At 35.0% G+C, this 13923-nt stretch carries 4 protein-coding genes and 1 pseudogene; 4 read left to right on the top strand and 1 reads right to left on the bottom strand.

Features of this window, described 5'->3' with window-relative positions; all coding sequences use genetic code 11:
* Positions 1 to 88 precede the first annotated feature (88 nt).
* The 4 genes and pseudogenes from OPR28_RS00130 (at position 89) to OPR28_RS06910 (ending at position 13035) form a co-directional block, all read left to right on the top strand.
* Positions 89 to 1336, top strand: coding sequence for a hypothetical protein (locus OPR28_RS00130; protein ID WP_265023235.1), 1248 nt, complete (start codon positions 89 to 91; stop codon positions 1334 to 1336).
* 190 nt (positions 1337 to 1526) lie between these two features.
* Positions 1527 to 10571 carry an ankyrin repeat domain-containing protein gene (locus OPR28_RS00135; RefSeq protein WP_265023236.1) on the top strand — a complete coding sequence of 3015 codons (9045 nt, stop codon included), beginning with the start codon at positions 1527 to 1529 and terminating at the stop codon, positions 10569 to 10571.
* 418 nt (positions 10572 to 10989) lie between these two features.
* Positions 10990 to 11748: pseudogene (locus tag OPR28_RS00140) on the top strand (IS5 family transposase).
* 21 nt (positions 11749 to 11769) lie between these two features.
* A complete protein-coding gene (locus OPR28_RS06910; protein ID WP_406829241.1) occupies positions 11770 to 13035 on the top strand; it encodes an ankyrin repeat domain-containing protein in 1266 nt (421 codons plus the stop codon).
* Here OPR28_RS06910 and OPR28_RS00145 read toward each other — a convergent pair.
* A protein-coding gene (locus OPR28_RS00145) for an IS630 family transposase (protein WP_265023237.1) occupies positions 13008 to 13866 on the bottom strand; the annotation gives its coding sequence in 2 pieces (ribosomal slippage) (positions 13008 to 13542 and positions 13541 to 13866; 861 coding nt in all). The genes OPR28_RS06910 and OPR28_RS00145 overlap by 28 nt on opposite strands.
* Positions 13867 to 13923: the final 57 nt, after the last annotated feature.

Consider the following 13923-nt stretch of genomic DNA (forward strand, 5'->3'; position numbering starts at 1 on the left):
TGATATCTTGCTTGAAATGGCATCAAGTTACTATAGTGTATGTTAGACGTAACAGTTTCCATTTTTTTCCATTCATAAAGAGGTGATCATGCTACGTTCAGATATTCCAAAAGTTTTATTTTCGTCTATTAAAGAGGATGATCCTTATAGAGCATCTAAGCTTTTTCAAATTGAACGCTGGTGCTATGCAAATTGGCATCTGCACCAAAAAAGTGGCAAAAAAGGACGTAATTTTCTTGCACAGGTATTGTCTAGTGAGGATTGTTGGAAAAAAGTAGACAATTTACATGGAGTTAAGCTTGATAGGCAAGTCGTAGGCAAAAAGTTAATTGCGCCAGATTCAGGTAATCTCTTTGATAAGTATGCCATTGCCTGTCGTTGCTGTCTAGAAGAAGATATTATTGCTTTGTTTGAGGAAAGAAAAGAGGAATTATCAGCTCAAGGTAAGAGTAGTCTATTGGAGTATGAGCACTTAGTTAGGTGTTGCGGATCTGGTCTTTTAGCGCAGTTTTGGTCACATTTTGTTAGTGGTTACATCTCTAAACTAAATTTAGATGGCTGTCATCCATATGAGTACGGGCTTAAATGTGCTGTGAGTCTTAAGCAAGAGCAGGCAGTGGAATTCTTCTGGAATAAAATAAAATCATTACCTGAAAGTGAGATGAGCGAACAGAAAAAGGATGAAATCTTGATGAAGACAGCAGTATATGTAGCAGGGAACCGTTGTAATAGTTATCCTGAAATATTCGAGTTTTGTTTTAGTCAAATAAGTCCTGATAAATATCCAGAACTTCTAAAAAGAGACTTAGCTGAAAATGGTTATTATGGTAGTCTAAACACGCTACAGGGTGCACTTCGCTTTGATCAATTTCAAGCATTGTTTGACTATTTGAAACCAAGTAATGTTTCAGAAGATAAATATCTTGTCTGGCTACACTATATAAAAACAGAAAACAGCTCATATTATGCTGGTGAAGGTGCAAAGCTTTTTATGCATATGTGGAGAAAGGAGGGATTTGATAGCCATCGTACTTATGTGCTGAAGGAAGAAGTTTGTAATAGATCTTGCTTTCTTGTTACAAGTTTATTAGTACCTTGGGTAAATCAAAATTACATGGAACCGGTATGGGCAATATTAGATAAGGCTAATTCTGATCAAATTAAAGAATTTATGGATTCTAGGCAAGCGGAGTATATACGATCTGTGTTAGAGCAAAGAGATATTGATTCATTAAATAAATTTTTATCATACGGTAAGTCTACAGCTGAAGGGTTTACTAGCTTAACTGAGGTTAAATTAAGCAAAGCATGTGAGCAATTAGGGTTGGGCAATTAAGGTATTATAAGGCAATTCTATAAAATAGGTGATGGTTTCTCTTGTTACTACTTTAGCTTCTGTCAAAAAGGCGTTGCATTATAATACAAATGTTATATATCCAAGTTAGTATGCGGGTAAAAATAGCTTGTATTGTTGATATCTCTGATAATAAATAGTGGGTTTGGTATAATGTAATGAAGGGGGCTTTATGTTTAAGACACAATATCTAACAGATCACCTAAAAAAAGAAGGCGTTAATTCAAAGATTACCGAATTATCGGATCAAATACAATATATAGAGCAAGCTAAAGAATTTTATCAACTTAAGCGTTATCGTAGATCTGATGTTGATTCCGAAAGTGGAAGTCAGGTTAAGAGAATCGATGTTCCAGGAGACGGTAGTTGCTTATTTTGGTCTGTTACTATGGCTTACTTAATACCCGTCAGAAACGACGATGCTTTATTTCGACAAAGGTATGAAGTACTATTTGGAAATGATGGAACTGTAACCCAAAATTTAGATCATATTAGAGGTTTGGTTCGGAATTTAGGTGCTGCGAATTATGATGATACATTTGCAAATTTAGTAAGAAACGTATTTCGTAATCGAGTAGTTGATCACATAAGTTCTTATAGAAATGAGTTCAGAGATTTTGTTGAAGGTGATTTTGAGCGTTACTTGGAAAACATGAGGAACCCTGATACTTGGGGAGGTGAACCTGAAATAAGAGCAATGAGTGGAATGCTTAGCGCAACGATTAGTGTTTCTGGTGAGGTTGAAACTCAATATGGTAATGGAAATACTCAAATACAGTTATTTCATGTTGGTGCACCAGGTAAACGAAACCATTATAATTTTGGTCTTGAAAGGAATATTATTGATAATGATAAAGAGCTTGCAAAAGGCTTAAAAAGAGTCATGGGTAAAGTAAGACCACAAGACTTTGAGTTAATACAGTTATTGATAGAGGAAGCAAGTAAAGAAGTTGGTATAAGCCGGCAAGATGAGGATTTTAAATCTTTTGAACCGAGATTTCAGTCATTTGTGGATCAGATTCCATCTTATTTACACTCTGTAGAAAAAGCAGGATTTTTTACACACTTCTTCCTAGGGAGCTTTTCTACTTTGCTAGATACAAAAATTGCAGAAAAGTTAAATATTAAAAAGATTTATTTTAGTTTTGATACTTCAAAAACTTTAAAAGTAGCTATTGTTAAAAATGGTCAAATTGGAAATGCTGAAGATGCTATTAATAATATAGATTTATTTTCCATTTCAGAAGGTAAGCGTGGCCATCAGTTTACCGTTAATGAGTTGGAGAACATATTAAGAAAGAATATAGATAGGAGTAAGATTAGAGATCGGGATGTTGAGAATGAGATCCTAAATATTAAGAATGAAATTCAAGATAGAATAAAATCTAGATTAGTACAGATCTATAAAGGAAAGGGTGATATTTTTGTTAATATGGAAGCTAAAGAGATACTTGATTCTGCTACTAGCAAGGAATTTCATGAAATAGAAAAAGGAATATGGAATAATCCGGAAGGTGATATAGCGAAGCTATCTGATTCTGATGCGCAAACAGTTAGCAGGTCTTTAAAAAAAGTTCTTGAAAAAATTAATAACGTTCATTCTGAGTATGTAGGATCAGTAGTCTATGATAATAGTGCCCGTGAAGCATCACATCATGGATTTATGGTAGGCGTTTTCATGAATTTCCACTATAGGTATAATCTTAGAGTTTACCCAGAGCAATTTGCAGGAAGGGGTTATGCAGATATTATCTTGCTGGCTCGTGGTCCTGATCGTGCATTGGATTCTATTCCCATTATTATTGAATTAAAAGCGGGAGCAGGTTCTAATGCTACTCCAGATAAGGCTTTGCAGCAAGCAGAAAAGTATGCACAAGGCTTTCAACCAAATATTCAGCGAGTTCTAACCACTGCAGATGACATTTTATGTGTTGGTGTCAATCTTGATAATCCATCTCCTATCTCTGACGTTAGGGTATCGAATCGTAGGGAAAGAATAATTCCTCTTTTTCAAGATATGCTAAAATCTGCTGATGACTGGGATACGCAAAGGATTGGAACAATAGAATTAAAGGGACAGGTGAAAGATAATCTAGAACGTATTTATCATACGTTTCCTGGTACACCGGAGAAGGGAGATAATCATTATTTTAGCAGGTTTTTACTGGGGCAATCACTATTGCTAAATAGAGTTGAAGATTTAAAAACTGGTTTTAAAAAATACATTTTTATCTATGGAGATAATATACCTACTGAAGTGCATCCTGATCTTCGTGAGCTTGGACGTCCAGCAGCTAAAAGAGCCAGAGAAAGACTGTCAGCTAACCTTGATGCAAGCCATGCAGTTGTAACAATGGTGCTCATCCCAGAAAATACAGAGAAGTTGGTTTATGTGATGAATATTGTTGAAGCTAACAGAAAAGATGTTTTGAACGGGCTGAATGAAGTTCTTCCTCTTGATAGATTAAATAGAGAAATAGGGAATAGGGAAATAATCGAATTAAGTCTTAATTTTGATACTAGATACAAGTCAGATTTTAAAAGATATCTTACTATTTGGGCTGAAAAATACAATTCTTTACAAGAGTACAACAACGGAGATAATAGATTTCAAGGTACTTTTAAAGAAGTTACTTATCCTAATGAGTTAAAAGAAACATTTGATAAAGCACTAGATGTCCAATCCTTATCAATAAGAGGATATAGTAGATTATTAGAAAAAATTGGAGAAGGAATCTTTCCTTTTAAGAGTCTCGTTAATAAAGAAGCTCATTTCCAAGGAATATTGAATGGAGTGTTTAGTTATTATAGCGACCTAAAATTACAAGAATCACCAGAAACTAGAGCGTTAGTTTTAACTGAGTTTCAAACTGGTAGAGGAGAACGTATTGACATGCTAGTTCATGGTATTAAGTTTGTGGCTCAAGGTGGAAATGCTGAGGAGTACATACCAGTAGGGTTGGAACTTAAGACATCAAGGCAGGGCAAAGGAGCTCAAGCTTTATTGAGGGAAGCAAATGATCAAATAAATGAAGAATACAAAGAAGGTGTTACCTATAAAACACTTACAGATGGTGATGAGGTAAAATTTATCGGTGTTGTTTTTGATAAAGGATCTAATAATCCGAATAAACTTATTTTAACAAGTAGGACAACCAAGGAAGGATTTATTCCTGTTGAAGTAGTTCATAGTTCAGTTCATATGCTGCCTACTGGTGAAGCAACACAATCTTTGAATAAGTTAAATCTTAATGGCTGTGCAAAGCAAAGCAATAGAAAGAAGAGAAGTATTAAATGTTTATTTTCAAAGGATGATGTGGAAAAGTTTAGTAAAGGAAGGGTAGATAAAAATAATGTAGGTAAGGTTATAATTGATAGTGAAAAGTTCCTAACTTATGTTAAAAGTAGTCAAGATGAAGGGAAAAATGCTCAGCTAATAGAGTTTATTGGAAACAAAAATATTGAGGGTGACTATAAATATTTAGTTGATAAGGTGATTGGAGACCAAGGGTATGAGCGCTATATTCAGAATGAGCGTATCAAGGATTTATATGGTGACGTTTTACAGCAAAACAGTGATTTAACAAAAAACCCGAAATTAAAAAGCAGATTAATGAATGCTGCAGGTGGAATACAATTAATAAGAGGAATTCATGGTGCTATTGTATCTTGCAAGGATGGAACAGCAACAGATTGTGGATTAAATTTAGGCGGAATAGGATGGTCTTTTGTATCTCAACCAATTGAGAATGTGATGGTTAAAACTGCTCCAAAAGTTGTAACATCAGCTGGAAGGGTTGTAGGAAGAATTATACCAGGTACTTTAGGTAGGCAGACAAAATTTGCTGTTCAAGTTGCAGGAGTAAAATTTGGAAGTACAGTAGCAAAAGGTGTGGCAGGGGCTGCAGCTGGTGTATTTGATATTATTGATATAGGCATATCAGCAAATAATCTTATTGATTGTAAAAAAAGGGAGAATAGTGATAATCCATGTGGAGAGAAAGAAATAAGGGATAATATAGCTTCTATAGCCTTTTCTGGTGTGTCATTTGTTTCTGGTGTTACTCTTACAGCAGCTAGTCTGCCTGGAGTTGGTATTGGAGTTGGATTTGGACTCATGGTAACTCATGGAGTTTATAGTGGTATTAGCAATATTATAGAGTATGAAAAGAAGTATGATACAACTCATGGTGAGAATTTCGATATCTTTTTGCATACGCTTTTACTTTCATCTATGCCATATGATCTGGAACACCTTGCAGCCAGAAATAATATGGTTAATAGTCAAGCTAAAAGAGCCTGGAAAGCTTTAAGTGATAGCCCTAATGATGTAGTTGCCTATGGAGTTGGTTTTGGGGTGGATAGCGACACGCCATCTCTTCATGCAGGGTATGGAAAGATTCTAATGAATAGAACAGATGCTGATACAACAAACCTTTCACGTGTTATACCTGACCCAATTCAAAATGCTACGATGATTTGCTTACCACAAGTCACTAGCGAAATTTATGAAAAAGGTATTAAAAAATCAGTTCCAACAGCTGTGCATCACTGTGAAAATACAATGGTTATTGCTGATAGAAGAAGAATGCAAAATGGTACAATAATTCTTTATAATTTAGAAAGCATAGATGAAGGTACCATTGTTGGAAGTAATACATTAAATAACTACTTCTTGATTTTTAGAGGAAACACAGGAATAACTGGTGGTAATAATACTGTTAACAAATTTATTCTTGTGAAACCTGGAGGTTTTTCGGGTAAAATTATTGGTGGAAGTAATGCTACTAATATACTTGACCTAAGTCAATCAACAGAATACGACTTTGTACAAGCAAAAATTGACTATCGTTTTAGACCTAACGCTCCCGGTCTTTTAAGGTTAACAACAAATCTTCATCGATTGATCAATGATTATGTTGATAGCAATGTCGATGCTTTCAGGTATAGCTATATTGGAAGGCAAAATAAGACAGATAATGTTTTATGTACATATAATTCTAGGCGCCTTACTAGAAACGATAATCGTGACGTCTTTATAAATAGTGGTGGAGGTTTGAGCAAAAATGAGAAGGATACAGTTGATAATTGTAAAAAAGTAGCTATTGCGCCATACACTAAAGTTACAGGTGCAGAAAATGATTATACCTTTTATATAAAAACCACAGATTACGAGGCTAAAGATTTATATTCAGAAATTGATGTAAAAGGAACGGGAACTGTAATCTTTCCGGAAACTAATCTGCTAGATGATTGTGATGAAATATCTTATTTCTCGACTAATAATACTTTATCTTTAAAAATAGGGCTGGGTCAAGGTAATCAATATACCCTTGATATTAAAAATTATATTAAGCAAGGCAGTAATCAACCTAATTTTATGCTGATAGATAAAAATGGTAGTAATATTATTCCTAAAATTGAGAAACTAGAATCATCCATTACAAAAATTAACTCGTTCGAGTTACATACAGAACATTCTCTTGATAGCTTTGATGCTGCAGAAAATCATTACAAGGAAATACTCATTAATAATAAGGACTATAAAGTCTTTGGTGTTGTTAGAGCAAAACTACAAAGCAATAGCGCATTCCAACATATGGTATTTGGTTCTTCAGGAGAAGATATAATAAATTTTGACCAAAGGAGTATGTTTGCTAGAGGTGGAAATGGAAGTGATATGTATGTTATTGATAGCAACACAGAGAAAAGAGAGATTATTATTGATAATAACTCAGATGATAAAAAATTAGATATGTTGGTTATGCCAGAAGTTCCTGAGGAGTTTTCAATTCAACAGTGTAACTTGCATTTAAACTATAGTAATACTCATGTTCAAGTAAGAAATTATCTTAAGGGTAACAGCTATAGGCACCTTATGGTTATGAACAGTAAAGGAGAAACCTTTATTCCTTATGTACAATCAATGTCATGTGCTGGCTCTTCCGTAGAAAGTGGCAAATTATCTCCCTTTTTCCATGCCACACAGACTCAGAATATGTTTTTGTTGCCTAAGGATTTTGAAGGTGATCATGTAGTGATTGATTCTAATCTTGAAGATATCGAGAAATATAAAGATGAAGATGATCTCTTATTAACAAGAGAAGGTGAGATTCCTTTTATTATTAGAGTAGAAGATTTTTATAATGACCAAAGTAAATGGAGAGATGTTAATTTTCTTCTGTGGAACAATGGTAATTTTTTTTCATATTTAGGTTTACAGCAAGAGGTTGATGGAATAATGGACTATCAAGATAAACTTAAGAATGATTATGAAAAAATTATAAAAGAATATGTTATAGATTTCACTAAGTCTATCAGTATCACACATAATCAAGATGGCACTTTAACTTCGGTGGGGCAAGATGAAGAACGCATAGGAGTAGTGATATTAAAAGATATTACTCCAGATCAGATTAGGGTTTCCAGTAGTAATACAGATTTGGTGTTTTCCGACGAAGTATCTAACCATGTAATCAATGTAAAAAATTGGAATAATTCTGAGTCTTATAGGATTTCTACATTGGAATTCGATTTAGGGTTAGAACCAATAATAATCCGGAGATTAGACAGGTTTAGTTTGTCTGATATAGCAGAAATACAAGGTCTGATTAATAAAGCTTCAGAGATTTGCCAAAAGAAGGCTGGGTGCGAAGCTAACATTGAAGCTAAAAATAACGATGGCCAAACACTTTTTCATGTTGCTGCTCAAGAAGGCAAATTGCGTTCTATTAGGTTTCTTATAGGTAAAATTGAAAGTATGAATTTTGAAGATAATTTGTATTCAGAACCTGATGAACTAGTAAAAGCAGTTCGCCAAAGAGAAAGATTAAAGTCTCTCATAAATGAAAAAGATAAGTTCGGTTATACACCGCTGCAATATGCTGCTAAAAATGGCAAGTGGGATATAGTTAATCTTTTCCTTGATAAAACTGCTGAAAGAAATCAAGATGACGTTGCAGATAAAGATAAATTCTCAACAAGCTGGACTACCGTGCACTATGCCGTTTACAATGGTAATATGAGTCTATTTAATGATATATTTCAATTTCTTTCAGATAAAGAAACTATCGTTAATACTAAAGACAGTAGTGATTGGACACCTCTGCACTATGCTGTATATTACAATGCTTTAGATGTGGTAAAATTTCTTGTGAACAAAGGAGCTGATATCAGTGTTAAAGATAAGGATAGTAAAACACCTTTAGACTTAGCTGCTCAAGAGAATAACACAAGTGTAGCAGAGTTTCTAAAGCAAACGGAATTAGATAAAAAATTGTTAGTTGCAGTGCAAGATACAGGTCTTAATGAAGTTAAAGATCTTATTAATCAGAAGGCTAATATTAATGCTAAAGACATGTACGGTTGGACGCCTTTACACTTTGCTGCTTCTCGTAATAAACTTAGTGTAGTTGAGTTTCTCTTCAATAACAATGCTAATATTAATGCTAAAGATGTGTATGGTAATACACCATTACATGTAGCTGCCCAGTACAGTAGTAATCTTGAAATAGTTAAGTTTCTTTTAGACAAGGATATTAGCGGTATTAATAATATAACCAATAATGGTTGGACACCATTGCATGTAGCTATACAAGGAAACAAATTAAATACAGTCGAACTCCTTCTTGGCAGAGGTGCTGACATTGAAGTTAGAGATATTTATAACCAAACATCTTTAGATTTGGCTACTCGAAAAGGTTACCTAGATATAGCAGGAATTTTGAAGCAAGTACAATTAGATAGAAAATTGTTGACTATTGTGGAAAGCGGTGGTTTTAATGAAGCTAAAGGTCTTATTGCTCAGGGTGCTAACATTGATACCAATGACAAGAACGGTAATACACTACTGTATTCAGCTGCTGAAATCGGTGATTTAAACCTAGTTAAACTCCTTCTTGATAACGGTGCTAATATTGAAGCTAAAAACGGAGAATATCAAGCAACTCCATTGCATGGAGCGGTTGAAAACTACAGGATAGATGTAGTCAAATTACTTCTTAATCGTGGTGCAAATGTTAACGCTGAAGACAAAGACAATTGGACACCTTTACATTATGGTGCTGATACCAACAGTCCTGATATAGTAAAAGTTCTTGTCGATGCTCATGCTAATCTTGGTGCTAAAGGTAATTACGGTAAAACACTGCTAGATATTGCGAAAGACAAGGGGCACAATAATATTGTGGAATACTTAGAAAAAAAGCTCAGGGGAGGAAGAGGAGAACGCAAACGCCGTCATCACCATGGAGATCACAATTCTCATAACTTATCACGCAAACCCCTTGCTATAGACCAACCTCAGATAGCAACAAGCAGTGGCGCAAAACCATCTTCATGGATAAATGATTTATTTAGTCGGGTGAAAAGCTCTGTAGGTAGATTATTGAGTTCTAAATCTGAGGGGACTGCAAGTTCATTATCACAAGTTGATGGGCAATTTGCCAAAGCGTCGATAAGTAATAGTAGTTTCACAGGTACCACACTACCATCTGATGGTACAGATAAAAGACAAGAAAATGGAGGTTTCTTTCGAGACAACGTCGATTATGTAAATGCAAATCTAAAACGAATGTGTGAAAGGCAAGCACCTGTTAAATTTAAGCCTAAGGATAGAAATACAATATTAGAAATGGGAGATCACTATCTATCACAGGTTGACTTTAATGGTACAATAACTTTATTTGACTTATTGATTAGAAGGGTTACAGGTCAAAAGTATATTTCTACAATAGATCAGTCTATATCTCCACTAGAGGCACAGGAATATACACTCAATATTACAAAGGGATTTGAGAAAGTAGTAGAGCAAGCTGGATTAAAAAGTGGTGTGTCAATGCATCGATTAAATATTGATTTTGTGGAAATACAGAAAGAAGTTACAGGAAAAATCATGAGTGGTAAATTTGATGAGATTTCGGGGATTTTCAACTCATATGTAGAGAAAGCATGTTCTGGTAAAGAAGCTGGTAAATTAAGTCCGAAGAAATTTGAAAAGTTTATAGCTCAATTTAATAAGGGTCTGCTAAATCAATCAATAGAGCAGATATTACACAACAGAGGTGGTAGATTAGAAGTTGATGGTACAAAAAAACAGCAGATAAGTTTAGAGCCTCAAAGTTATTTAAGTAATGCTTCAGTTCACAGCCATTCAGAAGTATCAACTTGTCTTTCTGAGATAGGAGTAACCAAGCTTGGAGGTAATATCAATAGGTAGGTTATAATATAAGAGGTGCAGCTATAAAATGCCAAGTAGTGGAAAATTTAAAGTGAAGGTAGCCAAAATAATTAGGGATACCAGACCAAGTTTGATGGTCCTAATACTAAAATGGATGAAGTAGACATTAAATGCTAAGTGGTTAATGTGTTTTCCATATTGAACTTATAGCACATAGCTTTGATATAGAAGTTTGGGTAACGTTATGATAGTAATTTATATAATTCTATGTGCAATCTTTATAGCTGTTTTAGACAGTTCATTAGACTCTTAATTATAGGATATGTTTAACTGAGGAAAGATTTTCATAAATGTTGAAGTGAATAAGTTGTAGTATTTATGTTTTTTCCCTGAGAGCATGTCTTGAAAAGGAATGAGGAAAAGAATATGATAGTGTAAGTAAAAATAGGAGGGAAAATTGTATCCAAGTGATATAAGTGATAAGGAATGGGAAATTTTGGAGCCACATGTTGCACAAGGAAAGATAGGGAGACCAAGAAAGCACAATATCAGAACAATTATTAATGCAATAAGGTATATAATGAGAGGTGGTTGTCAATGGAGAATGCTGCCGAAAGATTTTCCTCCATGGAAGACGGTGTATGACTATTTTCTCAGGTGGCGTAGTAATGGCAAATTGGAAAAAATACATAATATGCTAGTAAAAGAGGTAAGAAAAATGTTTGGTAAAAATGAAACACCTTCAGTAGGAATAATTGACAGTCAATCAGTAAAAACCACTCAAAAAGGGGATCCAGAGGATATGATGCTGGCAAAAAAATAAAGGGTAGAAAACGTCATATTGTTGTAGATACAGTGGGCCTAATTATTGCGGCTGATGTTCATAGTGCAAGTGTTCAAGATCGTGATGGTGCTCTAAATCTTTTCACTCAAGCTAAATACAAGGCTCCAACTTTACGTAAGTTTTTTGCTGATCAAGGATACATAGCAAAACCGCTGTTTATTGGAGACAGGATGTTTATTAACGATTACCAAAAAAGCTGTTGATGTTACAGGATTCCAGGTTATTCCTAAACGTTGGATCGTAGAAAGGACATTTGCCTGGCTCTCCAATTTTAGGCGTATGAGCAAAGATTATGAGCATTCTCCTCTTACTTCAAAAACCAATATTTTCTTTAATATGATTACTTCTATGCTTACTAAATTAGCTACTTAAGTCCTTTCAAGACAGGCTCTTATAAAGAAAGGGGCTAAAGTTAATCTCAAAGACCGCAATGGTTATGCACCTCTATACTGGGCTACTTTTAATGGTTACTCAAAGATAGTAGAATATCTTGTAGAGAAAGGGGCTAAAGTTGACTTCAAAGACCGCAATGGTTATGCACCTCTATACTGGGCTACTTTTAATGGTTACTCAAAGATAGTAGAATATCTTGTAGAGAAAGGGGCTAAAGTTGACTTCAAAGACCGCAATGGTTATGCACCTCTACACTGTGCTGCTTTTAATGATCACTTAAAGATAGTAGAATATCTTGTAGAGAAAGGGGCTGAAGTTAATCTCAAAGACCGCAATGGTTATACACCTCTACACTGGGCTGCTTCAAATGATCACTTAAAGATAGTAGAATATCTTGTAGAGAAAGGGGCTGAAGTTGACTTCAAAGACCGCAATGGTTATACACCTCTACACTTAGCTACTTCTAATGGTTACTCAGATGTAGTAGAATATCTTGTAGAGAAAGGGGCTGAAGTTGACTTCAAAGACCGCAATGGTTATGCACCTCTACACTGGGCTGCTTTTAATGGTTACTCAGATGTAGTAGAATATCTTGTAGAGAAAGGGGCTAAAGTTAACCTCACAGACCGCAATGGTTATACACCTCTACACTGGGCTGCTTTTAATGGTTACTCAGATGTAGTAGAATATCTTGTAGAGAAAGGGGCTGAAGTTAACCTCACAGACCACAATGGTTATGCACCTCTACACTTAGCTGCTTTTAATGGTTACTCAGATGTAGTAGAATATCTTGTAGAGAAAGGGGCTGAAGTTAACCTCACAGACCACAATGGTTATGCACCTCTACACTTAGCTGCTTTTAATGGTTACTCAGATGTAGTAGAATATCTTGTAGAGAAAGGGGCTAAAGTTAACCTCACAGACCGCAATGGTTATACACCTCTACACTGGGCTGCTTTTAATGGTTACTCAGATGTAGTAGAATATCTTGTAGAGAAAGGGGCTGAAGTTAACCTCACAGACCACAATGGTTGTATACCTCTACACTTAGCTGCTTTTAATGGTTACTCAGATGTAGTAGAATATCTTATAAAGAAAGGAGCTAAAGTTAACCTCACAGACCACAATGGTTATACACCTCTACACTGGGCTGCTTTTAATGGTTACTCAGATGTAGTAGAACATCTTGTAGAGAAAGGGGCTGAAGTTATAGCTCTTCTCATAATAGTCAGAACAAATCATAAAAAAGCAGAATCAACAGCTTGACGGAAAGACTGAAAAATAGGGATATTTTTTCTAGCTCTGTTCTTTATAGCAAACCAATGATGCTCAATTTCGTTAAAGTCTGGAGAATATGGAGGAAGATAAAGAATTTCAGCACCTACTCCTTTAGCAAGATCATCGATTTTTTTAGATTTATGGAAAGCAGCGTTATCAAGAATTACAGTTTGGCCAGACCTTAAAATTGGAGTCAAAAACTGCTCAAACCAAGCCTCAAAAACATCCTTGTTGCAGTATCCCTCAAAGGTCAATGGAGCAATGATTTTCTTTTTATTTAGAGCTGCAATCATACTGACACGCTGAGTTTTTTTACCTGATTTTAGTGAATGAAACCTCTCTCCTTTTCTGCAATATCCGTATGGGTAGTCTTCTGTATTGTCTATCCCAGATTCGTCAATATATACAAGATTTTCAGGATATTTTGTTGCTATAACCTTTGCAAATTGAGCTCGCTTTTCTTCATTTCTTTCTTTATATCCGTAGGTCTTTTTTTCTTGTAAAGCCAATATTTTTAAGTGCGCGGTGAATCGTTTGTCGACTGATATTGCCCCAGAGTTTAGCCATCTCTGACTGAGTTTTGCCGCCATGGTTTTTTGCAAATTCGGTGAAGACATTCCAGTCGGTAATTTTATGGTTATATCCTACGCTTCCAGGCTTTTTTGACTGAAAATCTCCTGTTTCCTCACGCCTTTTCTGCCACTCATATAAAGTCGTTTTTCCAATTTTAAATCTCTTGGCAACAGTTGCTCTACTTTCTCCCTCATCCAATGCTTCCATTGCTTTTTTCCTTAAGTCATAACTATACGCTGCTGGCATACAAACCCCACTACCATAAATCCATATCTTACCTTATTTGGATTATTATGAGAAGAG

The organism is Wolbachia endosymbiont (group A) of Epistrophe grossularia (genome assembly GCF_947251435.1).
GTDB lineage: Bacteria > Pseudomonadota > Alphaproteobacteria > Rickettsiales > Anaplasmataceae > Wolbachia > Wolbachia pipientis.